This is a genomic window from Corallococcus sp. CA049B (assembly GCF_003611685.1).
Taxonomy (GTDB): Bacteria; Myxococcota; Myxococcia; order Myxococcales; family Myxococcaceae; genus Corallococcus; species Corallococcus coralloides.
This window is the reverse complement of sequence record NZ_RAWC01000148.1, coordinates 1-21,810: the sequence shown is the minus strand read 5'-3', so window position 1 is coordinate 21,810 and position 21,810 is coordinate 1. Positions and strand designations below refer to the sequence as shown.

Genomic DNA, 21,810 nt, shown 5'->3' with positions numbered 1-21,810 from the left:
ACGTGGGGGAGGGTGGTGGGGAAGGTGCTCACGGTCCGGACTCTAGCCGGGGGACGCCGGACGCGGATGGAGTAGGGTGCGCGTCCGATGTCGCTCCCGCTCGTGCACATCTACTGCGATGGCGCCTGTTCGCCGAACCCTGGCCTGGGAGGCTGGGGCTCCATCCTCATCGCTCCCGAACGCAAGGGCTACCGCAAGGAGCTCCAGGGCTCGGAGGCGGACTCCACCAACAACCGGATGGAGTTGACCGCGGCGCTCGTCGCGCTGAAGGCCCTGAAGACGCCGTGCCGCGTCCAGGTGTTCACCGACTCGAAGTACGTGTGCAACGCCTTCGCGGAGAAGTGGCTGGACACGTGGCAGGGCAATGGCTGGCGCACGTCGGGCAAGAAGGCCGTGTCCAACGCGGACCTGTGGCGCGAGCTGCTGGAGGCCGTCCGCGTTCATCAGGTGACGTGGCACTGGGTGCGCGGCCACTCGGATGACGTGGAGAACAACCGCGCGGATGCGCTGGCCGTGGCGGCCCGGCTGGAGCTGGCGGCCCGTCTCGGACGCTAGGGACTGGCTCCGCTACACCCGCCGGCGCAGGGGCTCCCGCGCGGAGAGCCATGGCGCGGGAATGGAGGCGCGCCCCGCGCTCAGGGCGACGATTCCTCCCACCATGGCGCAGGTGGTGTCCCGGTCTCCGAAGCCGGCCACCGTGCACCAGAGGGCTTCCTCGAAGGACTCGAGGTGCCTCGCCGCGCACCACACGGCGAAGGGCACGGTGTCCTCGGCGAGGACCTTCTGCCCGCTGCCCAGCGTGCGCGCCGCCGAGGAGGGGCTGGTGTCCCGCGGCCAGGCGCGTGCCTTCTCCAGTCCCTGGCGCGTGGCTCCGGCGGGCGTGCAGTCCAGCACCGTGTCGAAGAGCTCCATCGCGGGGCCACGCGACCGTGGCCACTGGCAGGCCCACGCTGCGGCGACCGCGATGGCGATGGCACCCGCCTGTCCCTCCGGGTGCATGTGCGTCACCTCCGCCGACGCGCGCGCTTCCGCCACCACCCTGCTCATGTCTCCCGCGAAGTACGCCCCCAGGGGCGCCACGCGCATGGCCGCGCCGTTGCCCATGGAGCCCTGGCCCTCGAAGACCTCCGAGGACACCTCACGCCAGGGCAAGCCGAGCCCCAGCTTCCACAGGATGTCGTGCGCGGTCCCGCCGTAGCCGCGGTGCTTGTCCCGGCGATAGCGCTTCGCGAACAGGTGCGCGAGCGCGTCCGGGTCGACGTGGCCGTGGTCCTCCAGCACCTGGACAACGGACAGCGTCATCTCCGTGTCGTCGGTGTAGCCCCAGGGTGCTCGCGGAAGGAGCCGCTGCTCCACCCAGGGCTGCACGAGCTCATGCGGGCCGAAGAATCGCTCGCCAAAGGCATCTCCCACGGACACGCCGTCCAGCGAGACGAGCGCACGGGCCATCCGTGCGGTGGCTTGTTCATTCCGGGCGTCGTGCATCGAGGTGCATCAATGATAGTGCATTCGGCAGGGCCGCGCCCACCGAGGGCGGAACCGCTCTCACGTAACGGATGCGTGCGTCGTCCAGCGCCTGCCGGGCCTCGTCCGTGAACCAGGTCCGGTGTCTGGGCTCGCACACGACGTCCACCGCGACCCGCTCCCGCAGGGACTGGAAGAACGCGCGGGCCGGTTCATGCTCGTGCTGGAGGCTGGGCGGCAACTGCACCCACCGTCATCCCAGCCTGGCTTCCAGGTGGCCCGCCTCGTCCAGCAAACACCCGAGCGGCCTGCGGGCGTCGCGCAAGCGCGGCTCAGCGTGTTCACCCACCGCGCCCGACAGGCTCCAGCCGGCACAGCCGACCCCCTCACCCGCGCCAGAAGCGGCGCACCTGGGCGTCCGTGCGTTCCTGTTCGGCGAAGCGGACGAGGAGGGGCTCGGACAGGGTCTCCGGCACGCGCAGCTGGGCGAGCATCGCGCGGACCTCGAACTTGCGCGTGAGGCCGAGCAGGGCCTCGCGCTCGGGCACGGTGAGGCCGGGGTGCCAGCAGTCGGCGATAAGGACCACGCGGCGCTCGGTGCCCCGGTTCCAGGTCTCGTGCTCGAAGGAGTCGTGGAAGGTGAGCACGCGGCCCGGCTGCCAGTGCCGCGTCTCCGAGCCCACGCGGATGCCGCAGCCCTCCGGCACCTTGAGCCCCAGGTGCAGCCGCATCCGGAAGCCGTCCCATGAGCAGTGCGGCGTCAGCGTGGTGCCGGGCGCGTGTGATGAGAACAGCACGTCCGCCAGCGGGAAGTCGGTGCACTCGCCGTCCAGCGCCCGCACCACCTCGGCCGTCTCCTCCATGGCGAGCTGTGGCCAGAAGAGGCGGTCGGTGCGCTCACCGCCGAAGTAGATGGGGTGCACGGACCAGTGGCCGGTGCCGACGATGCCGGAGTCGTAGTGCAGCAGGTCCGCGTTCTCCAGCCGCTCCAGGTCGCGCGTCACCGCGGCCAGGCAGCCCTCCAGCGCCTTCGCGGCCTGGGGCGGCGGGTCGCGCCACGGGTGCTCATCCAGGCCGGGGAGCGGCGGGAAGATGGTGGGGGACTGTTCGGGCCTGGGGGACGGTGTGGGCACCTGGCCCATGAGCATGCGCAGGTAGTGCTTCAGCCGGTCCAGCTCCGGCCCCGCGCCCAGGACCGCGTCGACGTAGCCGCCCTGCCGGGCCAGGTCGATGATGCGCTGGCGCACCTGCGCGGTGATTTCCTGGGGCGATGTCTGCGCGACCATGGTGCGGTGCCTCCGATGGGGAGGCGCAAGCCATAGCCCGGCGACGCGCGCAGCGTCCAGGGGTGGCGCTGACCCCGCATGGGAATGAGCTGGGCCGTTCAAAGACACGCCATGGGAATAATTCCTGACGCGGGCGTAACCGCAGGGCAACGCCCACCCATTGAGAGGTTTCACACCATGAAGCGACTGTCCCTGTTCGCGGCACTGACCCTCCTGTTGACGACCCCGGCCTGCGGCCCCGCCGATGAGATGGATTCCGAAGCCGGGTTTGGGATCGAGCAGGTGGAGCAGGCGGCGACGCAATCCGCGGGCACCACGTCGGAGGAGCTGCCGCCCATCAACTGCCCCAGCCGGATGGTGGCCTACTTGATGGGGTGTAGTGGCACCGGCTGCGACAACGTGTCGATGAGCTGCCGGGACATTCCAAGCAGCGCCGTGGTTGGCAGCAAGGCTTGGACGGCGGCGTTCTCCGAGGAGACCTCGACGCCCACCGTCTGCCCCTCGGGCTCCTGGGTGACGGGTGTGTCCTGCACGGGCGGTTACTGCGACAACGTCTCGCTGGAGTGCACGAAGATCACCGGGCCCACCGCGGTGGACTGCCACTGGACCGGTTGGATCTCCGACGAGACCGCCCCCTATCAGGCCCCCGAGAACTACTTCATCCGGGGCGCGAAGTGCCGGGGCTGGTATTGCGACGACATGAGCTTCCAGGTCTGCAGGATGGGCTGAGGTTCCGGCGGACCCATTCCAATGCCACCGCGCGAGCGGACAGACTGGGCTCCTTCAAGTCCGAAGGGGGAGCTGTCCTTGCGTCTTTCGTCTGTCCGCCGTGCGCTGTTGCCATGGGTGTTGCTCGTGTCCGCCTGCAAGGGTGAGGGCACCGTGGGGCCGCAAGGGCCGCAAGGGCCGCAGGGGCTCCAGGGGGAATCAGGGCCCGCGGGAGCGCAGGGGCCTCGCGGTGAGGCCGGGCCCGCGGGGGCGCAGGGGCCTCAAGGGGAAACGGGGCCCGCGGGAGCGCAGGGGCCTCGTGGTGAGGCCGGGCCCGCGGGAGCGCCGGGCAGCTCCGGGACGGACGGGCTGCTGGCCGCGCGCGTGCGGATCATCCCCCTGGAAGCCACCGCGCTGGAGTCCGGCGCCGCGCTCCGGGCCGCCGTGGACGCGGTGCCTTCCGACGGTTCGCAGACGTGGGTGCTGAAGCTCGGCGCCGGCACCTACGACCTGGGGACGACGGGCCTGGTGCTGAAGCGGGGCGTGTTCCTGGAGGGCAGCGGCGTGGGCGTGTCTCGCATCACGTCCTCGACGGCCGGGGATGGCTCGGTGGTGGGCGCCTCCAACGCGGGGCTGCGCCTGCTCTCCGTGATCAACACGGGCGGTGGGTCGCGGTCGGTGGCGATCTTCAACGGCGGCGATGGCTTCGCGGTGAGCGAAGTCCGGGCGGAGGCGTCCGCGGGCCAGTCCCTCACCTTTGGCGTGTATTACCAGTCCGCCAATAGCATCAGGTTGTCGCGCGTCGATTCCCAGGCGACGTCTGACCGGGGCCGGGTGATGGGGTTCGCGTTCGACCAGGTGGGCATCACGTTGGAGGACTCCAAGGCCGTCGCCCAGGGCACCACGAGCGCGGTGGAGTTGGTGATTGGCGTAGGTGTGGCTGGAAAGTTCGGCTTCCTGCGCCGCATGCTCATCGACGCCAGCGCGAGCAACGGCGCCCGGAGCTTCGGCGTGGAGGCGGCGGCCCAGAGCGTGGACCTCGTGGACTCGGAGGTCTTCAGCGGAGGCGCCACGCTGTCCGCGGCCCTGCACGCGGAGACGCCCGGCGTGTCCGTGCGCTCCAGCCGCCTGAAGGGGACCGGCACGGGAGGGTCCTTCGGCATCTACGCGGACTTCCCGGCTCCGTCGCCCGGGGTCCGCATGGGCATCGACCAGTCCTCCATCGAAGGCTACGAAACGTCCGTGTACCTCAAGGCGGGGAGCACGGCGCGGCTGGGCCACGCCAGCCTCTACGGCGGGGTCTTCATGGAGCAGGGCGCGAGCGCCTTGTGCCTGTTCACCTTCAAGACCGTGCAGCAGGACACCCTGCCCGTGGACTCCAGCTGTCTGTGACGAGTCCCGCCCTCGCGGCCAGTGACTCCGCGCCTACCTGCAGCCGCTGTCGTCACAGGCAGCGGGGACCTTCTGGGATGCAGGCCGCTGCACCCCGGATGCGGGTCCCGTCTGGGCCTCGAGGAGCAGGGTTTGCAGTTCAGCGCCCAGCTACAGGTCGTCGTGCATGCCGAAGACCTGCCGGCGAAGACGTCCCTGTGCATCGATGAGGACCGTTGTCGGCGTTCCCTGCATGGCATACGCCCTCATGGTCCGCGGGATGGGGTCGCCACCTTCGCCCGGTGCGGGGCGCGGTGTCATCAGAAGTCCCCGTCCTTGACGTAGGGGTGGGCCCAGAGCGTCACCTGCAACAGGCACGACTTGACCCACGCCGCATGCATCTTCTCCACGTCCTCCGCGGAGTGGCCCTGCTCAGCCAGGAAGGGGCGCAGGGTGAAGGTGACCGGGAAGATGAGCGCGAACAGGTTCCGGAAGGGCACGAGGTCCGTCGAAGGGGCTCCGTCGGTCTTGTTCTTCCCGACCCGGTGGTGGCGCAGGCCGATCTCGTGCTGGTAGTCGAGCCAGGCCTGGTCGTACCGGGCGCTCGACGTATCGAGGATCCACTGGCCGAAGCGCTTGCGGACGGAGGTGAGGTAGTCACCCAGCGGCTTGCCGTCTGTCTTCCCGCTGAACGAGGCGAGCAGGTGCGGCTGGCTCCCGACGAACCCATACCAGACGTCGAGGATGGCCTCGACACGCCCCCTCACGATGTCGTGAGACATGCGGAGGGCCTTCACGTCCTCTTCGCCGAACAGGACGCTGGCCTTCATCTGTTCGAAGTCATTGAGGGAGACCGGCGAGCGCGAAACGGACGCGGTGCCATGGGTATAGCCGGGGATGTTGCTCATTGTGTCTTCTCCTGCTCGGAGCAGAGCTCCGCCGTTGCCGTCGGCCGGAGTGGCCGCGGAAAGCCGTTTTCATTCGTGTTTGAGACTCGGGGGCGTCAGCCGCGACGCACGAACTGCTCCCAGACCTCGCGTCGCGCCGACTCCGCCGCGAGCTCGTGTTCCGGGCAGTCGAGGCGCAGTTGCTCGCTCGACAGGGGCGCGTCCACGAAGGCGCAGTGATGCGGAGACGCGCCCGGGCGCACATTTGGACGGAAGTGCGTGCAGGTCACGCACATGCCAGTGGTCGGAACGAGCCCTTGCTCCTGGAGCATCCGGATCATCTTGACGATGCCGGCGAAGAACGCGCGCTGCTCCTCCGGGGAGAGGTCCGCGACCGCGTCCGCCATGAACTCGGGCCACGAGCGCGCGCGGGCGCCGAGTGAGGCGCCCGTGGCCGTGGGCGTCAGGAGGCTGGCGCGTGGGTGTCTCGGGTCCGCGGAGCGGGTCACGAGCGCCTTCTCGACGAGGACGCGGACGGAGTCGCTGATGGTGGGAAGCGTCACGCCGAGGCGCTCGCTCAACTCCTTGCCGGTGAGGGGCCCGTTCGCGACCAGCGTGGCGAGAATCTGTCCCTGCGTCGCGGACAGGCCCGCTCCATTCGCCTGCTGCCACGACTGCTGCTTCATCGCGAGCCCGATCTTGTGGAGCCCTGTCGCGATGCGCGCGGAGATGGGTTCGCTGTTCTCGTCGAAGTATCCCGGTCGCTTCCCAGTCATGCCCTTGATCTAAGTTAGGACTCCTAAGTTGTCAAGGCGACCGGGCGGAGCGCTCGTGTGGCAGAGTCGCCCCGCTTTGCATCCCTTCGCGTTCACCCGCCGGTTCCGGGCCTGGCACTTCGTGCTCGGAGCCTTGTTCGTCTACACCGTGGTCTGCGTCTGGAGCGCCTTCCGGGGTGGGGTGTACGCGTTCCACGACCTCGCCCTCCTGAACGACCTGTTCTCGAACGCGGTGCACCGGGGCCGGCCCTTCTGGGTGACGGACGCGGACCTCAACCACCTCACGGTGCACTTCACCCCGACGCTGCTGCTGCTCACGCCGCTGTTCCTGCTCGGTGATTCGCAGTTCCTCTTCATCCTGTTGGGATTGGTGGCGCTGTACGCGGCGGTCGGGCTCCAGGTCTGGTTCTTCGAGCGCATGGTCGAGGAGCACGAACTGCTCCCCGCCGTCTGGAGGCCGTGGGGCTCGGTCGCCTTCACGCTGTACCTGGCGCTCAATCCGTTCGTGAAGACGGTCGCGCTCTCCGCGCACTTCGAGGTGTTCTTCCAGCTGGGCTCCACGGCGGTGCTCGTGATGCTCCTGCGGGGCGCGCGGATGCGGTGGGTCGTGCTCACGGCGCTGCTCACGTTGGGTGTGCGTCCGGATGGCGGCCTGTTCCTCGCGTTCCAGTCGGCGGCCTTGCTGCTGCTGCCGGCCGTGGCGCGTCCGCCGCGTGCGGTGCTCACGCGAAGGGCGCTCGGGGTGTCCGCGCTGGCGTTGGGCTACCTCGCGCTCTGTGTCGCGGTGGTGCTGCCAGCGCTCGGGACGCCTTCGGGCACGCGGTTCTGGTCGCACTACGGAAGCACGTGGGGGCAGGTCGCCTTCACCGCGCTGGGCGACCCCGGCCGGGTGGTGCACGACGTGGCCACCAGCGGGCTGGTGGTCTTCCAGCGCAGCTTCTGGTGGCTCCAGCTGCTCTCGCCTGCGGCCACGCTGGTCAGCACGATTCCGGGCACCTTCTTCTTCATGGCGGATGCGCCGGACAAGCGGCTGCTCTGGTTCTACAACTCCGCCTTCCTGCTGCCCGGGCTGGGCGTGTGCGCGGCGGCCGGCTTCGGGAGGCTCGCGGATGCGTGGAAGGGCGTGCTCACGCGCGTCCCTGCCTGGGCCGCGATGGTGCCGGCGCTGCTGCTCGCCGTGCTCGCGCTCCTCCAGGTCGCGCGCTTCGACCGGACCATCGGGTCTCCGCCGCTGCGCCCCATGCCTCCGGTGGATGGAGACTTCCGCCAGGCCTTCGAGCGCCAGGTCCAGGCCTGTGCTTCCTGGCGCGCGGTGGCCACGGACTTCCGCTCCATCGTCTTCGTGCCCAACGGCTACGACCGCTTCCTCCTGCACCACTACGAGCGGGCGCAGGTCGTGCTCGTTCCCCCGCGCGTGGACACGCTCCTCCTGGGAGCGGCCTCACGAGAGGCGTTGCTCGACACGCTCCAAGGGGATGCCCGGTTCGAAGAGGTGGCGGACCCGGGACCGGTCCGCGTCTTCGTGCGGAAGGATGCGCGCGGCTGCGGTTCGTGAGGCGGTTCCAGGGGCGGTGGACGGAGGGGGCACATCCGAGGTCCAATCACGGCCGTCATGACCCCAGACGAAGTGCAGAGAACCTTGGCGGACGCGGAGCTGGTGCCGTGCGCGGAGCTGTCCCTCGCGGACGCCCGGAGGATGGTGGAGGGCTTCCTGGACGCGGACGTCCCCGCCCTCGTCCACCGTGAGGCGTGCGGCAAGGTCGGCTGCTCTCCGAAGTTCCAGGTGCTGGTGCGGCCCGAGGATGGGCCCCGGGTGGCCGCCCTGCTCCAGCAGGGGTGGCTGGAGTCGGTGCGCCGCGAGGGTCTGGTGCCAGAGGGGGCGACTCCCCGCCTTGTGCCCGCCGCCCCATCAGACGCCACCGAGGAGGAGGGAGAGCCTCCCTGCCCAGCCTGTGGAACGGCCGCCCCGCTGGTGGCGGGCGCCTGCAGCGACTGCGGCCTTCAACTCGAGTAGTCCGCCGCGTTCACTGGACGTCGGGTCTGACGGCTCAGCCCGCCAGCTTGCAGAGGGGTTTCAGATCGGCATCGTAGAAGCCCTCGCCCGCGACGTAGATGAGGCCCTTCCACTCGCGCGCGATCCAGCCCTCCAGATTGTCGACCATCTCCCAGCAATCCTCAGTCGCACCTTCGGAGTCGATCTCAAACACGATGAGTTGCCGGGTGTCCTCGAGCCGTGAAATCAACGCCGAGTGCTTCTTGGCCAGCGCCGCGTGCTGGAGCTCCTCAATGGCTTCCTGCTTGTCTTCCGCGAACTCCTTCGCATTGTCCTCGCGGTGGAGGAGGACAGGGCGCTTGCGCGCCTGGTATTCGATCTTCAATTCCGTCCACGGCGTGTCGCCCGCTTGCGAGGATGAGGGGGCCACGGTGAGCCGCGGAGGACTCTCAAAGTAGGCTCCTTCCTCGATGAAGTGGGCGATTTCTTGAGAGCGGAGTGGTTTGTCCGCCTGGCAGAAGATGTGGATGAACAAGCGTGTCCTCGTGTTGTCTCAGTCTTCCCAGGTCCTGACGTCAACGACGCTGGGGCTTTCACCGTATTCGTAGAGGATACGCTTCCCGGGGTCCAGCTTGTCGACGTAGATGAGCCTGTCCCCTTTCTTCAAGCCGTCCAGTTCAATCTTGAGCTTGTCTCGAAGGCGTTTGATGGGAATGCCTTTCTTGAGCATCGCATCCACCTCCACGAAATCCGTCCCGCCGTTCTTGTTGGGCCTGGTGAGGTCGACATACTTGCCATTCAGCGCGGTGGTCTCGGTATTCTCGAAGCCCTCTCTCTCGAGCAGCCGGCGGGTCTGGACCTGGTGGGCACCTCCACTGCGCCCTGGACGTCCACCTTCGGCGGCGACCTTGTAGTGACGTGCCTTGTAGGCCTCGAAGTCGAGAATCTCCTTCTGGGTCTTCCCCTTCTTGTACTGCTGATAGCGATACCGCTCGTAACGCCATTCAGCGGCTCCCTTGGCACCCACCTTGGGTTTCTTGCCTTCGGGGAGTTTGGGCGGCCAACCCCCCAACTCCTTGGCCTTCGCGGCCTCGGCCTTCTTCCTCTTCGCGGCTTCCGCGTTCTCGAGAGGAGACTTGCCCTCGCGGTAGTTGTTCGTCCGCTCCCGCAGCCATGACCCCAGGCGGCTTACACCAAACGCACTCTCCACCGGGGTGCCCTTGAGCGCTGCGAGCGCGGCCTCAGCGCCCTTGGCCGACGCCCACATCACCAGCACCTCGACAATCACGCCAGCGAGCGTGCCGATCGCCTCGGCAAGCTCGTGAGCTGCCTTGTCGAGCTGCTTGTGGTTGCCGTTGGCATTCCACACGCTCTTGAAGAATGTGGCGAAGGCCTTGCCGATACGGTGGAGGGAATCCGAGGCCCACTTGACGAGGAATCCCAGCCCCAGCCACTCAAGGAGCAGCATCCCCACCTCGAAACCGGCAGCGGCTCCGGGGGCGGCCCCCACACCCCCCGCCAGTGCCCCGAGCGCGGCGCCAATCGCCGTGCAAATGGCGAGGAGCAGCATTGCGCCCACTGCCAGTTCAAGGAGCGCCGTCAAGACCGAGATGAGGGCCTTTTCGACATGCTTCCCGACCGCCTGGGGAATGTAGTCGGTCGACAACCGGATGGCCTTGCGGAGATCCGCCTGGAGCTGGCCTACCTTCTCAAGGGTGCCTGCAATCCCCAGCGCAGCCGCCACTTCATGGCTGTAGGAGCCGCTGCTGAGTTTGCCCTTCATGGCCTGGGCAAACTTCCTGCTTGGAATCCAGATGAACTCCCCTGCCTGGAATTGCAGCGACTTCCATCCGTCGACGAAAGGAGGAATGGGACGCCGGTTCGCCGCAGCCAGGACCGTGACATAGAAGCGCAGGTCCGATCCCCACTTCACGAGGTCATGGTAGTGCTGCCCGGCGATGGAAATGGCGTAGCCTGATTTACCCTGAGCGACGCGTTGAAGCAGTGCGTTGGGGTCGGGGAGCGGGTGCTCGGGGGAAGACCAGATGTACTCGGCGGCGACATAGCCCTTGCGACCGTCGCGGGTGGACACATACAGCCATCCGCCAGGAATGCGGCTCACCACCTGGACGTGTGTGTTGAAGGCCAGTCTTCCGATGATGTTGTTCCCCGTCATCGGGCTGGAGCGCAACCGGAGCGCAGGCGTTCCATCCCAGGAGACGATCCCGATCTCGCCGACATACACGCCCTGACTGGGAAGCTGGCGCGCCTGGCGCTGCGGGCTGGGCGTATGAAGGGGCGTGAGAGCCACCAGTCGACCCGTGAGAAACGGCTCACCTGGCATCTTTGGCCGCCTTGTCGTGCCGCCGGAGAGCGAAGTATGACAATGAAGGACCGGGCAAGGTCCGCTGCTGTGTCATCGCTCTCCCCAAGGCGGCGTTAGAAAAGACGGGCGCCCATCATTTCCTCCATCCCAGCATTTTGTCTCGAATCCCCCAGGTTCCTTGCCGGAAGCCCTTCTGGGAAGTAGTGGGATTCGAACCCGCGGCCTGCTTGTTTTTGAGCGCGGCGTATCTGCCAGGTTGGGTCATTCCGGAGCGAGCTGCCTTGGAGGTGAAGTCGGGATGACTGGATTCGAACCAGTGACCTCGCGCGTATGAGGCGCACGCTCTTGACCAGCTGAGCTACATCCCGATGGGTTGGATTCCTCGAGGGAGGACCCGGACATGACCGAGGCCGGGTCCCCCCTCGGGAGCCCGGCCTCTGTCCATGCCCGTCCCGGTGTTACCGGATGGCGGCGTGGGTCAGGTGCCGGGCGGACAGCCGTGGAACGAGGCGATGGCCAGGTCCATGCTGTCGGGAGTGGGCTCCATGTCGGTGGGGCTCGGCTTGTCGCTCGTCGTCATGGGCATCACACTCCTTTCGCGGGGAGCAGGGACGCAGCGGAAAATCCGTCCTGACAGAGCTGCTTCCGCCAGCTCCGCTTCTCGATGCACCAGACGTTGTCCACGTCCGCGAGCGTCTTCAGATACCGGCCCAGGTCGAGCCGATACGTGCACCGGCTCCCGGAAATGACGACGCGGCGTCACTGCACGCCGGGTGCTCGGAACACCTGTCCGTTGCGGCCTTCCAGCACGAGGCTGGCTTCGTCCGAGCTGCCCACGCGCAGCTCCACGCGCGGCTGGCCGCGGCGGTCCACCAGGAGCAGGCCCGGTGAGCCCTCCTCATCCGCACCCAGGATGGCGCGGGGCCGTCCCGTCACGTCGGCCAGCTCCAGCCGCGACGAGCCGTCCACCTGGAGCCCCACGGAGAACAGCTCCGCGCCCCCGGCTTTGGACAGCGTCAGGCGTGGGGCCTCGTCGGAGAACACCATCAGCTCCGCCAGCGACTCGCCTTCCGCCGTGGAGAAGCGCAGGCGGGGCGAGTCGTCCTCGCCCACACCGAGCAGTGCCCGGGGCCGGCCTTCGCTGTCGTTCAACACCAGCGCCGCGCCGCCATGGCGGTTCGCATCCAGGCTCGCCCGCGTGCGGCCGCTGGCGTCCTTGAGCACCAGCCGCGAGGCGACCAGCTCTCCCGAAGGTGACTGCGTCGCTTCGTCACGCAGGGCCGCGGTTCCCAGTCCCACCCCGGCCAGCACGAAGGCCGCGAGGGTGAGGCCCTGCCACCGTCGGAGCCGGCCTTCCAGCCGCTCCATGCGCGCGTCCAGTGAGTCCATCCCGGCGTCGCCTCCTGTCCCACCCTGGTGGGGCGGCAGGAGGCTAGCAGAGGCCGGCGGGTCTCCGCTTTAGCGGGGCAGGAAGAGGAGCAGGAACGTGGGCATTGTGGCGACGAGGACGCCCACGCTGAGCGCGAGCACCATCTGGAGGAAGAACAGGTCCTCCAGCGTCTCCTCCAACACGCCCTCCAACCGGTCGATGGCCAACATCTCCAGCTCCCGCACCGCCGAAGGCATATCGGGTGACGTCAGCACCGCGCGCAAGGCGATGAGCCCCAGCACCCGGCGGGACTGGTCCATGAGGAAACCCTCCAGCCATCCGGCGCGGGAGGCCGCGGATTCGCGCTCCTCCTCGGGCTCCCGCATGCGCTCCGCCACCGACTCCTCGATGGCCCGGGTGAGCTCCGCGCGGTTGGGCGTGCTGGCCCCGCGCAACCGCCGGGCGACCTGCAGCGTCGCGGGCTTGAGGATGGCGTACGCATAGCCCATCAGCCCGCGCGCCCGGACCTCGCTCGCGAGCCGTGAGCTGACCCCGTGGAGCATCCAGACGTAGCCCCCGGCCAGGGCCAGGGGCAGGGGTGTGAGCACGAAGCTCAGGTAGTTCAGCCAGGAGGGCGTCGGAGCCGCGCCCGTCCAACGCGGCGCGAGCACGAAGATGCCCGCCAGCACCAGGCCGAAGCACCCGAAGAGAAAGAAGCCCTTCAGCGCGCCCCACACACCGGAGCCCAGCAGCGCGGGCACCATGGCGAGGAGGCTCCGCAAGCCCGCGCGGGTCATGCCTCCCATGGATTCACGCGGAGGCGCATCGAGCGGCGCCGTGTCCGGGGCCCGTTGCTTCAAGGCCGCGTGGCTCATGACGAGCGCTCCAACTCGGCGGTGGCCCACCGGTCCACCTGCTCCGCGGAGGGCGGCGATACAGGCGCGCTGGCCTTCAGCTCGCGCCTGCGCCGCCACCACATCAGGAGCGCGGCGGCGCCGAAGAGCACGGCTCCCAAGGCCAGCCGGAACAGCAGCCACGGAATGGGGCCGGACCGGGAGCTCTGGCGTTCCTTCCACCACGCCGTTCCGGTTCCAATCAGCGCGAGCAAGCCCGTAATAGCGGCCATGTGCCACAGGAGCCCACTGTCACGGCCCGGCACGAGCGCCAGGAGCCCCAGGAACACCGTCAGGGTCCACAGCAGGATGCGGCCCAGCCGGAAGTTCGTCAGCCCCACCAGCACCGCCGCGACGGGCTTCGTGCCCTCACCACTCATGTTGCGTCCCCATGAGGACGTCATCCTAGATGGCGGCGGGCTCGTGCCCAAAGCCAGCCCCGGGCGCGTCCGGGGTCAGGGCTGGGGGTGCCACCACAGCCCCTTCAGCCCCGCCTGCTCACACGCCTGCCGCGCCTCCTCGGTGAAGCAGTAGAAAGCCAGCTCAGGGACGAAGAACACGGGCGGGAAGCCTCCGGGTGGCGGGCGGAGCACGAGCGGCTCGGCGTCGTCATAGCCCAGGAGTTCTTCTCCGCACTGGTCAAAGGGCACGCCCTTCACGAGGGTGCGCTCCCGGTCGAGGCAGTCGGTCCGATCCAGCAATTGGAGGATGACGAAGTCCTCGCTCTTCAGCGCAGGGTCCGTCACCGGATACCAGGTCCTCCTCCGGGGGTATCCGCTGTACACGAGGTGCTTGATGCGTTCCGCGTAGATGACCGTGGGGATGAGGCGGTGGCGGAACGGGCCCACCTCGTCGAGCACGCGCACCATGCGCCGGGAGAGCAGCAACCACCCCATGGGCGTGGGGCACAGGTGGTCGCGCCCGGCGATCCACTCCAGGTTGCCGTAGTACTCAATGACCCTCGGCTGGGGCTGATAGCTGATGTCGGGGTCGAAGAACGTCACGTCCTCGAAACCGTCGAACTCGATGAGATGGGCGTCGTAGATATCTGCATTCTCTTTTGCGTGAGAGACATCCGTCGACAATGCATACATCATGTGGTGTGTGACTCCCCATGGGAGCGCAGCTCCAGCAAGGCCAGCTTCTTTCCCGTGAGCACCTTACCGCCGCGCTGCTCCTGGATCACCTTGATGGCCGGCTCCTTCAAGCTCCCGGATTCGATGGCCTGGCGAAGCTCGTTCTCGACCTTGAGGATGGCCTCCTCGATGACCTTGGGTGTCCAACTGGAGGGGGCGCCCTTCCTGGACAGATTCTTCCAGGCGAGATCAAGCCGGGCACGCGCGAAATCGCTGTAGCGCGGGTGGCTGCCCGAGTGGATGAGCTGGCCCTCCACGGTGAGCCCGGAGGGCATGTCGAGGATGTTCGACCCACGGTCAATCGTGTAGCCCTTGAGTCGCTCCATGGCCATGCGGGTCAGCGGATGGTTCTGAGCGAGCGCGTCGGGAATGAGGTGGTGCATGGGATGGCCCGCGGAGAGCCGGACCTCCGCCGCCGCCCGCGCCGCTGGGCCTTGGGACTTCTCTACCCAGTCCAGGTAGTTCTTCCGGTAGCGGGTGAAGACACTCAGTCGGGGCGTGCCCTTACCGACCTTGAGCACCACCAGCCCGTCTTGGGTCACCGTGAGCGCCCCATACTCGTCGCCCAGGGCCTTTCCATCTGGACGGCGCAGCCGGAAGGGCTGGGACTCCGAGCTCAACTTCTCCAGGCGGTAGCCCGCGGCCTGGAGCTCCCGCTTGAACGCGTTGAACTCCGGTGTTCCCTCCGCCGGGATGCGGCGTCCGACGAAGTCCTTGAGCTTCTCCCAGTTGGGGAGCTTCTCCAGCAGCCTCTCCAGTTCGGCGTCGCTGAGCGTGCGTTCGGTCAGGGTGGGCTCGGGATCCGGCTTCGACGTCCCGCCTCCCTCTTTGACAGCCTTCGACAACAACGGTGCGCCGGAGCCCCAGGGATTGAACGGCAGCGGAACAGACGGAGCCGCGGTGATGGAGCCCGGCTGGTACACGGGGACACCCGCGTAGGCACCGCCGGGACCCGCTGCCGCCATCATGTAGATGCGGGGCGGGGTGATTCTCACGGACGTCATCAGCTTGAGCCCACGTCCCGCGTTGGTCTTCACGCCCAACAGCGCCAGCGCCGCCATCGCGATGCTCACCAGCATCCGGAGGAAGGACTTGCTGGCCTCCTTCAGCTTCTCCGGTGAGCCATTGGCCTCCCAGGCCTGGGTGAGCCACAGCTGCGCGTGCTTCAATGCCTCCCCTCCGGCCTCGATGAGTCCATGCGCTCCGAACGCCGCCAGACCCAACTGGATGAGCGCCGCCGCGAGCTGTCCCACCCCCGTGGGCGTCGCCGCCAGGAAGGTGGACAGCGCCTCCGCGGCGATGAAGCCCACCACCATCGCGGAGATCTCCAGCCAGTTGTCCAGGATGGCCTTGCCGTACTGGCCAGTCACGTCTCCGAAGTACCGGTCCGCCTGCCTCACGGAGGTGAGGACGTCCTCCAGGTGCCGGGCGGCCTTGCGAGCCTGGGCCATCGCCTCGTGGGTGATGGAGCCGCTCGACACGACTCCCTGGAGCTGGTTGGCGAAGGCCATGCTCACCAGCCAGATGCGCTCGCCCGCGACCAGCCGCACGTCACCGTCGATGTGCTGGACCCCCTTGCGGCCACTCTTCACGTTCACGTGATGAATGACCTCCTCGTAGAAGCGCAGGTCCCGCCCCGGCTGGATGGCCTGCCGGTAGAGGCGCGCGGCGATGGGCTCCAGGCGGTCCCCTGGACGGACCTGGTAGAGCGTCGCCGCGGGCTCCGGCAGCTGGGTCGTGATGCGAAAGGCCTGCACATAGCCCTGCAGGAGGTATCCCCCCGCCACGGTGGAGACGTAGGACCAGCCAGGCGCCTGGGCATGGTCCCGGATGACGCTCACCCGCGTGCCCGGAGGCAGGGGCGCCGGAGTCAGGCAGGTGGAGCCCTTCATCTCCGCGGGGAGCGTCCGCAGGTTGGCGCCATCACCCTGGTCGATGAACCCGAACTGAATCGTCATGTCCCCCCCCGTCGTGGGACTGACAGGATTCAGCCACCCGGACCGAGAGTGAAGGACCGGCCGGGTGGGAATGACAAAGACTTACAGCCGCTACGCGGCGGCCGCCTGCTGGATGCGCGCCTCGGTTTCGTCGGGACTGGCAATCCATGGCCAGAAGCGCTGTGGCTCTCCGAAGTTGTCGAAGAACGTGTCAGCCAGGGGTGACACCGCCGACGCGGCACCCAGGTAGCGCAGCACGTGCGGCGGAGGCGGCTGGAGCAGCATGTTGGTGAACGCGGTGATGAACTGGCCCTCCGTCCGCCAGAAGTGCTCGAAGGTCTGCTCCATCCAGTCCGGCGTGAAGGGCTGGTCGCCATGCGCGAGGATGGCCTGGGTCATCGCATGCGCCTGCTTCGACGCGCTGTTGAGCCCCTGGCCCGCGATGGGGTCGTTGAGCATGACGACATCCCCCATGCCCATCACCGTGCGTCCCGAGGGCAACCGACCCACCGGCTTGCGCACCGTGGGCGTGAACGCGCCCGTGAGCCAGGAGGACTCGTCCACGATGGAGGCGCCCTCCAGCCGCTCCGCCACCCACGGCGAGAAGTCCCGCAGCACCTGTTTCATCCGCTCCATCGCCTCCCGCGCGGTGCTCACTCCGCCGAAGCGGTCCAACCCCTGGCCGGGGATGGCCTCCAGCAGCAGGCAGTTCAGCGGGCCCCGGATGCGGTCGAAGTACGGCATGGCGAAGTACTCGCCGTGGCCCGCCGTCAGGATGAACTTGAGCGCGGGGTAGGGCGTCTCGTGCAGCGGCTTCATGCCGGTGACAATCATTGCCGCCAGGTTCCGCTGCGGCTGCGTGTGGACGCTGCGCTCGGCGTCCCGTTCGAACAGCCGGGTGAAGCTGTTGCGGCCCGTCGTCACGACCACCAGGTCATGCCCGGTCGCGAGCACCTCCAGCGCGTCCACGTCCACGTCCCGCACCACCACGGTGCCGCCGCGCCGCTCGAACTCCGCGAGCCAGCGGGAGTACTTCGCCCGCAGGTCCAGGGACTTGCCCGGATTCTGGATGCGCCCCTGGACGCGGAGCGCCCGCTGGCCCGGCGCCGGGCAGACGTCCAGGTCCCCGCCCCGGGCGTACTCCCCCGGGCCCTTCCAGAAGTCGAGCCCCAGCTCCTGCTCGTACTGGTACGCGCGGCCGAAGAGGTAGGTGGTCGCGGCGAGCCGGGCGTTGAAAATCTGTTCAGGCGTGCGGTCCGAGTAGACGGTGACCGTGTAGCCCTTCTCCAGCAGGCCAAAGCCGAGCTGCAGACCCGCCTGGCCCGCTCCGATGATGCCGATGTCCCTCATGGTCCCCCCTGGGTGATGCGTGGGCGTGACGCCCTGCCAGGACACTACGCAACGAGCCCCCGGTCCTGGCAACGCACGCAGGTACGAGGCCGCCCGGAAACCGGCGCCCCGAAGCCGCCTTCCATGTCAGACCCCGCGAGTACTGTTCCTCCTGTCGCAGCGAGAAACGCACGAGGGGGAACACGTCATGGCGAAGTCTGTGATTGATAACCGCGTCGAGGTCGTCTTCAGCTTTGACACCACGGGCAGCATGTATCCGTGTCTCGCGCAGGTGCGGAAGAAGCTGGGGGCCGCCGTGGCCCGGCTGACGAAGGAGATTCCGGGCATCCGCATCGGCATCATCGCGCACGGCGACTACTGTGACGCGAAGTCCACGTACGTGACCAAGGCGTTGGACCTCACGGACGACGCGAAGGCCATCACCCGCTTCGTGGAGAAGGTGGAGCAGACGGGCGGCGGTGATGCGCCGGAGTGCTACGAGCTGGTGCTGCACGAGGCCCGGAGCCTGTCCTGGACGGAGGGCTACACGAAGGCGTTCGTGCTCATTGGCGACGACGTGCCGCACCCGCCCCAGCACAACCCCAAGAAACTGGACTGGCGCAAGGAAGTGGCCGCGCTGGGGGAGCAGGGCGTGCCGGTGTATGGCGTCCAGGCGCTGAACCGCCGCCACGCGACGTCGTTCTACAAGGAGCTGGCGGAGAAGTCGGGCGGCTTCCACCTGAGCCTGGATCAGTTCTCACACGTCACCGACATGCTGCTGGCCGTCTGCTACAAGCAGTCCTCGGACGCGCAGCTCCAGGCATACGAAGCGGAGGTGTCCCGCGAGGGCCGCATGAACCGCGGCCTGAACGCGATGTTCAACACGATGCTCAAGCGGGCCGCGTCCACGCTCTTCGGTGAGACGGACCTGCGCGCGGTGTCTCCGGGGCGCTTCCAGGTGCTGGAGGTGGAGGCGGACAGCGCCATCAAGGAGTTCGTGACGGAGAACGGCCTGGGCTTCAAGACGGGTCGCGGCTTCTACGAGTTCACCAAGACGGAGACCATCCAGGGCCGCAAGGAGGTGGTGCTGATGGACCGCAAGTCCGGCGACCTCTACAGCGGCGAGCGCGCGCGGGAGATGCTCGGCCTGCCGCCCGGGGAGACGGTGCGCATCCGGCCCGCGAGCCTGGAGAAGTACGTCGTCTTCGTCCAGAGCACGTCCGCCAACCGCAAGCTCAAGGGCGGCACGAAGTTCCTCTACGAGGTGGAGGACTGGGACGGCGCTCGCGCCGCGGCCTGAGTGCTCACGAGCGGGCGTACCATTCAATCTCCTTGATGAAGAGATTGCGGCGGATGTAGGCGTCCCGCTTCGCCTCATCCAGGTCGTCCTCGTCCTCGTCCTCCGGGGTCGCCATCTCCTCGCGCAGTTCCTGCGCGGAGAGGATTCCGAACGGGTGGGCGACGTACTCGTCGGGGCCGATCTTGAGCGTGTTCTCGTTCTCGAAGTCGGTGTCCGCCGCGTCCGGGTGGCTGTCGGACCACATCACGCGCGAGCCAATGGGAACGGACTTGAGGAACTCGTCCTCCTGCGCGGTGGTGGACAGGATGACGCCGGAGGGCGTCTTGCGGTTCGTCATCGCGTCGACGCAGTCGAAGGCATCGCGCTTGCGTGAGCGCAGGTAGAGCTGACGGCCGCGCAGGCCGGTGGTCTCGTGATAGGACAGCTTGAAGCTGTTGATGCCGCCGAGCTTGTTGAAGGCCTCCTGCCCCAGTGCGTGGTACTGCGCGCACCACCGCAGGACCTGGATGAACTCGATGCAGTCCAGCGTCCACCTCTTGGGGGAATTGAGGATGTCGAGGACCGCGGCCGCGGGGGTGCCGAAGTGGAGGATGAGGATCTCGTCGCCGTCGCGGTCCTTGCCTGTCTTCCAGTACGTCTTGTTGTAGCCGCGGGGCGTATCGGTACCGCCGAAGGCCACGGTGTCCGTGAGGCGCTCCGCGGCCTTGCGGAGACCCTTCTCATAGGCCTTGTCGTAGTCCGGGCCCAGGCCCGCCATCCAGTCCACGCCGCCGGCCTGGCCCACGCCTGTCTTCTTTTTCTTCTTCGGCATTCGTTCCTCCCGGGCGCGCGGGGCGCCGGCCTTCCCGATGATTACATGAGGCGTCTGGGAGCCAGGAGCAGCTCGCGCAGGAGGAGGAGGAGCTTCACGATGGGCGCGATGAAGGTGAGCTGCCGGACCCGTGGCACCAGGTCCTTGTTCCCGAGGCTGGGTGTCTTGAGGGGGACCACGATGTCAGGAATCAACCCCTGGGCCCTCGGAAACCTGGTGGGTAGGCATGGCTTGACGGCCCCGCTGAACGGCTGACAAACAGGCTGGACCGTCCGGAATGGTCCGGCCCTTCACCCCGGAGTCCGCCATGTCGCTCGACCCTTCAACCACCGCCGTGCTGTTGATCGAGTACCAGAACGAGTTCGCCACCGAAGGTGGGGTGCTGCACCCGGCCGTGAAGGGCGTGATGGCGGAAACGAAGATGCTGGAGAACACCCTCGCGGTGGTGAAGGCCGCGCGGGCGAAGGGCGTGACGGTGATGCACGCGCCCATCACCTTCGCGGAAGGGTACGGCGAGCTGACCCGGCACCCCTACGGCATCCTGAAGGGCGTGGTGGACGGGAAGGCGTTCGTGAAGGGCAGCTGGGGCGCGCAGATCATCGACGCGCTGGCGCCGCAGAAGGGCGACATCGTGGTGGAAGGCAAGCGCGGCCTGGACACCTTCGCCAGCACCAACCTGGACTTCATCCTGCGCAGCAAGGGCATCAAGACGGTGGTGATGGGCGGCTTCCTCACCAACTGCTGTGTCGAGTCGACCATGCGCACCGCGTACGAGCACGGCTACAACGTCATCACCCTCACGGACTGCGCCGCCGCCACCTCCGCAGAGGAGCACCGCAACGCGCTCAAGTATGACTTCCCCATGTTCTCGCGCCCCATGCCGTCGTCGGAAGTGATTGGCATGCTGGGGGCGTAGGGCCGGGCGGGTGGCGCGAACCCCCTTGCGGCAGTGCGTGCGACACCACTACAAGCACGCCGCTGCCTACCCGAGGGGGTTTTCGCGTGTATCGAAAGAATGTCCTCAGCGCCGTGTTCGCGCTGGGGTTGCTGACGGCGATGAGTGCCCAGGCCGAGGTGCTGTACGCCCAGGCCAACTTCCTGCTGAACAAGAACCAGCTCTCCGCGGTGAACTACCGCGGCAAGGGCGTGGCCATCCCCGTGGGGGCGAAGGTCGCGGTCATCGAGCGGGACAGCGACGAGATTCGCTGCAAGGTCATCGAGTCCGGCGCTGAGTTCCGGTTCGTGACGCACCGGAGCCTGGGCAAGCCCATCAACGTGCTGTTCGCCGGCTTCTTCGCCGAGCAGGACCCGGCCCCGCGCATCGCCGCGCTGACGCCCGAGGACCAGAAGCAGGTCCGCGCCGGAGAGCTGGCCCGGGGCATGTCGCGCGAGGCCGTGCTGCTGACGGCGGGTCCGCCGCCGCCGCACCGCACGCCGTCGCTCCAGGGCAACCGCTGGACGTACTGGAGCTCGAAGCTCTCCACGTTCGAGGTCGAGTTCGGCCCGGATGACAAGGTCGTGCGGCTGAGCAACGAGCCCGTGGCCGCTCCCGCGCCCGCGCCCGTGGTGGAGAAGGCCTACTACGCGACCGCGAACCTCCACTTCGAGGACGGGACCGTGTCCTGGGTGAACTACCTCAAGGGCCCCATCATCCCGTTCAACGCGAAGGTGGAGGTGCTGGACAAGGGCTCGTCCTCCGTGAAGTTCAAGGTCGTGGACACGGGCGCGGAGCTCGAGTTCACGAACGACGCGCGCTCGGGTTCGGAGACCTGGAAGCTGTTCCAGGCCTCGTTCGCGCCGGAGGACCAGGCCGCGAAGCTGGAGGCGCTGTCGGTGGAGGACCGCAAGAAGGTCTCCGCGTCGGAGGTGGAGCCCGGCATGAGCCGCGAGGCCGTGCGCATGGCGTGGGGCCCGCCGCCCGCGCATGAGACGCCGTCGTTCCACTCCAGCACCTGGACCTACTGGAAGTCGAAGACGTCCAAGGTGCGGGTGAAGTTCGGCAAGGACGACAAGGTCGCCGCCATCGAGTAGCGCGGCGGCTGGAAGTCCGTGACGACACGGAAAAGGCGTGACGGCTCATCGCCGTCACGCCTTTTTTCATCAACGCGTCAGCTTCGCGGCGGACGACTACAGGGTCGGGGCCTGGCTCATGCCGGCCGTGGGGTCCTGCATCGGGGGCTGGGCCAGGGACAGCACGCTGGTCGCGGCACCACCCACCGCGCCC

23 protein-coding genes and 1 tRNA gene are annotated in these 21,810 nt (G+C 67.9%); 8 read left to right on the top strand and 16 right to left on the bottom strand.

Annotation, left to right across the window (positions count from 1 at the left end; genetic code table 11):
* Window positions 1-87: 87 nt before the first annotated feature.
* Window positions 88-555, top strand: a complete 468-nt coding sequence (gene rnhA / locus D7W82_RS26920; protein WP_120621079.1) for a ribonuclease HI — start codon at window positions 88-90, stop codon at window positions 553-555.
* A gap of 12 nt (window positions 556-567) precedes the next feature.
* Here the strand turns inward: rnhA and D7W82_RS26915 are convergent, their stop codons facing one another.
* The 3 genes from D7W82_RS26915 to D7W82_RS26905 form a co-directional block, all read right to left on the bottom strand.
* Window positions 568-1,449: an ADP-ribosylglycohydrolase family protein gene (locus D7W82_RS26915; protein WP_199727835.1), complete on the bottom strand. Its 882-nt coding sequence runs from the start codon at window positions 1,447-1,449 to the stop codon at window positions 568-570.
* Between the two features lie 16 nt (window positions 1,450-1,465).
* On the bottom strand, window positions 1,466-1,711 hold the full coding sequence (locus D7W82_RS26910; RefSeq protein ID WP_120621077.1) for a DUF72 domain-containing protein: 246 nt from the start codon (window positions 1,709-1,711) through the stop codon (window positions 1,466-1,468).
* Window positions 1,712-1,850: 139 nt separating this feature from the next.
* A complete protein-coding gene (locus tag D7W82_RS26905) occupies window positions 1,851-2,750 on the bottom strand; it encodes an aspartyl/asparaginyl beta-hydroxylase domain-containing protein (RefSeq protein ID WP_120621076.1) in 900 nt (299 codons plus the stop codon).
* Window positions 2,751-2,927: 177 nt separating this feature from the next.
* Here D7W82_RS26905 and D7W82_RS26900 point away from each other — a divergent pair, with 177 nt between their 5' ends.
* Both D7W82_RS26900 and D7W82_RS41080 read left to right on the top strand, forming a co-directional pair.
* Entirely contained in the window at window positions 2,928-3,479 is a 552-nt protein-coding gene (locus tag D7W82_RS26900; RefSeq protein WP_120621075.1) for a hypothetical protein, read from the top strand.
* Window positions 3,480-3,557: 78 nt separating this feature from the next.
* Window positions 3,558-4,850, top strand: a complete 1,293-nt coding sequence (locus D7W82_RS41080; protein ID WP_147439554.1) for a collagen-like protein — start codon at window positions 3,558-3,560, stop codon at window positions 4,848-4,850.
* A gap of 299 nt (window positions 4,851-5,149) precedes the next feature.
* Here D7W82_RS41080 and D7W82_RS26885 read toward each other — a convergent pair whose 3' ends face one another.
* Entirely contained in the window at window positions 5,150-5,737 is a 588-nt protein-coding gene (locus D7W82_RS26885) for a protoglobin domain-containing protein (protein ID WP_120621073.1), read from the bottom strand.
* Between the two features lie 95 nt (window positions 5,738-5,832).
* Window positions 5,833-6,492, bottom strand: a complete 660-nt coding sequence (locus tag D7W82_RS26880) for a MarR family winged helix-turn-helix transcriptional regulator (protein ID WP_120621072.1) — start codon at window positions 6,490-6,492, stop codon at window positions 5,833-5,835.
* Between the two features lie 76 nt (window positions 6,493-6,568).
* Here D7W82_RS26880 and D7W82_RS26875 point away from each other — a divergent pair, with 76 nt between their 5' ends.
* Together D7W82_RS26875 and D7W82_RS26870 are read left to right on the top strand one after the other, a co-directional pair.
* The gene (locus D7W82_RS26875; RefSeq protein ID WP_120621071.1) at window positions 6,569-8,047 is read left to right on the top strand and encodes a hypothetical protein; all 1,479 of its coding nucleotides are present in this window, start codon (window positions 6,569-6,571) and stop codon (window positions 8,045-8,047) included.
* A gap of 57 nt (window positions 8,048-8,104) precedes the next feature.
* Window positions 8,105-8,506 (top strand): hypothetical protein, encoded by a 402-nt coding sequence (locus D7W82_RS26870; RefSeq protein WP_120621070.1) that lies wholly within the window; start codon window positions 8,105-8,107, stop codon window positions 8,504-8,506.
* A gap of 34 nt (window positions 8,507-8,540) precedes the next feature.
* On the opposite strand, the gene D7W82_RS26865 is transcribed toward D7W82_RS26870, so the two are convergent.
* The 9 genes from D7W82_RS26865 to D7W82_RS26810 form a co-directional block, all read right to left on the bottom strand.
* Window positions 8,541-9,020, bottom strand: coding sequence for a hypothetical protein (locus D7W82_RS26865; RefSeq protein WP_233587952.1), 480 nt, complete (start codon window positions 9,018-9,020; stop codon window positions 8,541-8,543).
* An 18-nt stretch (window positions 9,021-9,038) separates the two neighbouring features.
* Window positions 9,039-10,796, bottom strand: a complete 1,758-nt coding sequence (locus D7W82_RS26860) for an SH3 domain-containing protein (protein WP_233587951.1) — start codon at window positions 10,794-10,796, stop codon at window positions 9,039-9,041.
* A 308-nt stretch (window positions 10,797-11,104) separates the two neighbouring features.
* A tRNA-Met gene (locus tag D7W82_RS26855) sits at window positions 11,105-11,179 on the bottom strand.
* A gap of 391 nt (window positions 11,180-11,570) precedes the next feature.
* Complete coding sequence (locus tag D7W82_RS26845; protein ID WP_120621069.1) at window positions 11,571-12,200, bottom strand: hypothetical protein; 630 nt, start codon at window positions 12,198-12,200, stop codon at window positions 11,571-11,573.
* Between the two features lie 69 nt (window positions 12,201-12,269).
* Window positions 12,270-13,055 (bottom strand): hypothetical protein, encoded by a 786-nt coding sequence (locus D7W82_RS26840; RefSeq protein ID WP_120621068.1) that lies wholly within the window; start codon window positions 13,053-13,055, stop codon window positions 12,270-12,272.
* Window positions 13,052-13,453, bottom strand: coding sequence for a hypothetical protein (locus tag D7W82_RS26835; RefSeq protein WP_120621067.1), 402 nt, complete (start codon window positions 13,451-13,453; stop codon window positions 13,052-13,054). The genes D7W82_RS26840 and D7W82_RS26835 overlap by 4 nt, the downstream gene beginning before the upstream one ends.
* 75 nt (window positions 13,454-13,528) lie before the next feature.
* A complete protein-coding gene (locus tag D7W82_RS41075) occupies window positions 13,529-14,170 on the bottom strand; it encodes a hypothetical protein (RefSeq protein WP_171426812.1) in 642 nt (213 codons plus the stop codon).
* Window positions 14,167-16,167, bottom strand: coding sequence for an AHH domain-containing protein (locus D7W82_RS41070; protein WP_199727833.1), 2,001 nt, complete (start codon window positions 16,165-16,167; stop codon window positions 14,167-14,169). The genes D7W82_RS41075 and D7W82_RS41070 overlap by 4 nt, the downstream gene beginning before the upstream one ends.
* A gap of 90 nt (window positions 16,168-16,257) precedes the next feature.
* Window positions 16,258-17,496 (bottom strand): styrene monooxygenase/indole monooxygenase family protein, encoded by a 1,239-nt coding sequence (locus D7W82_RS26810; RefSeq protein WP_120621066.1) that lies wholly within the window; start codon window positions 17,494-17,496, stop codon window positions 16,258-16,260.
* 187 nt (window positions 17,497-17,683) lie between these two features.
* Here D7W82_RS26810 and D7W82_RS26805 point away from each other — a divergent pair, with 187 nt between their 5' ends.
* Window positions 17,684-18,775 (top strand): vWA domain-containing protein, encoded by a 1,092-nt coding sequence (locus D7W82_RS26805; protein ID WP_120567257.1) that lies wholly within the window; start codon window positions 17,684-17,686, stop codon window positions 18,773-18,775.
* Window positions 18,776-18,779: 4 nt separating this feature from the next.
* Here D7W82_RS26805 and D7W82_RS26800 read toward each other — a convergent pair whose 3' ends face one another.
* Together D7W82_RS26800 and D7W82_RS40645 are read right to left on the bottom strand one after the other, a co-directional pair.
* On the bottom strand, window positions 18,780-19,586 hold the full coding sequence (locus tag D7W82_RS26800; RefSeq protein ID WP_120621065.1) for a hypothetical protein: 807 nt from the start codon (window positions 19,584-19,586) through the stop codon (window positions 18,780-18,782).
* A 41-nt stretch (window positions 19,587-19,627) separates the two neighbouring features.
* Window positions 19,628-19,765, bottom strand: coding sequence for a hypothetical protein (locus D7W82_RS40645; RefSeq protein WP_158617733.1), 138 nt, complete (start codon window positions 19,763-19,765; stop codon window positions 19,628-19,630).
* A 128-nt stretch (window positions 19,766-19,893) separates the two neighbouring features.
* Between D7W82_RS40645 and D7W82_RS26795 the strand changes: the two genes are divergently transcribed.
* Window positions 19,894-20,502 carry an isochorismatase family cysteine hydrolase gene (locus tag D7W82_RS26795; protein WP_120621080.1) on the top strand — a complete coding sequence of 203 codons (609 nt, stop codon included), beginning with the start codon at window positions 19,894-19,896 and terminating at the stop codon, window positions 20,500-20,502.
* A gap of 86 nt (window positions 20,503-20,588) precedes the next feature.
* On the top strand, window positions 20,589-21,617 hold the full coding sequence (locus tag D7W82_RS26790; protein ID WP_120621064.1) for an outer membrane protein assembly factor BamE: 1,029 nt from the start codon (window positions 20,589-20,591) through the stop codon (window positions 21,615-21,617).
* Window positions 21,618-21,810 lie beyond the last annotated feature (193 nt).

Excerpts from the sequence above, each read along its gene's own strand:
- rnhA (WP_120621079.1), top strand. The coding sequence starts at position 88 with ATGTCGCTCCCGCTCGTGCACATCTACTGCGATGGCGCCTGTTCGCCG.
- D7W82_RS26915 (WP_199727835.1), bottom strand. The coding sequence starts at position 1,449 with ATGGCCCGTGCGCTCGTCTCGCTGGACGGCGTGTCCGTGGGAGATGCC.
- D7W82_RS26905 (WP_120621076.1), bottom strand. The coding sequence starts at position 2,750 with ATGGTCGCGCAGACATCGCCCCAGGAAATCACCGCGCAGGTGCGCCAG.
- D7W82_RS26900 (WP_120621075.1), top strand. The coding sequence starts at position 2,928 with ATGAAGCGACTGTCCCTGTTCGCGGCACTGACCCTCCTGTTGACGACC.
- D7W82_RS26885 (WP_120621073.1), bottom strand. The coding sequence starts at position 5,737 with ATGAGCAACATCCCCGGCTATACCCATGGCACCGCGTCCGTTTCGCGC.
- D7W82_RS26880 (WP_120621072.1), bottom strand. The coding sequence starts at position 6,492 with ATGACTGGGAAGCGACCGGGATACTTCGACGAGAACAGCGAACCCATC.
- D7W82_RS26870 (WP_120621070.1), top strand. The coding sequence starts at position 8,105 with ATGACCCCAGACGAAGTGCAGAGAACCTTGGCGGACGCGGAGCTGGTG.
- D7W82_RS26845 (WP_120621069.1), bottom strand. The coding sequence starts at position 12,200 with ATGGACTCACTGGACGCGCGCATGGAGCGGCTGGAAGGCCGGCTCCGA.
- D7W82_RS26840 (WP_120621068.1), bottom strand. The coding sequence starts at position 13,055 with ATGAGCCACGCGGCCTTGAAGCAACGGGCCCCGGACACGGCGCCGCTC.
- D7W82_RS26835 (WP_120621067.1), bottom strand. The coding sequence starts at position 13,453 with ATGAGTGGTGAGGGCACGAAGCCCGTCGCGGCGGTGCTGGTGGGGCTG.
- D7W82_RS41075 (WP_171426812.1), bottom strand. The coding sequence starts at position 14,170 with ATGATGTATGCATTGTCGACGGATGTCTCTCACGCAAAAGAGAATGCA.
- D7W82_RS41070 (WP_199727833.1), bottom strand. The coding sequence starts at position 16,167 with ATGACGATTCAGTTCGGGTTCATCGACCAGGGTGATGGCGCCAACCTG.
- D7W82_RS26810 (WP_120621066.1), bottom strand. The coding sequence starts at position 17,496 with ATGAGGGACATCGGCATCATCGGAGCGGGCCAGGCGGGTCTGCAGCTC.
- D7W82_RS26805 (WP_120567257.1), top strand. The coding sequence starts at position 17,684 with ATGGCGAAGTCTGTGATTGATAACCGCGTCGAGGTCGTCTTCAGCTTT.
- D7W82_RS26800 (WP_120621065.1), bottom strand. The coding sequence starts at position 19,586 with ATGCCGAAGAAGAAAAAGAAGACAGGCGTGGGCCAGGCCGGCGGCGTG.
- D7W82_RS26795 (WP_120621080.1), top strand. The coding sequence starts at position 19,894 with ATGTCGCTCGACCCTTCAACCACCGCCGTGCTGTTGATCGAGTACCAG.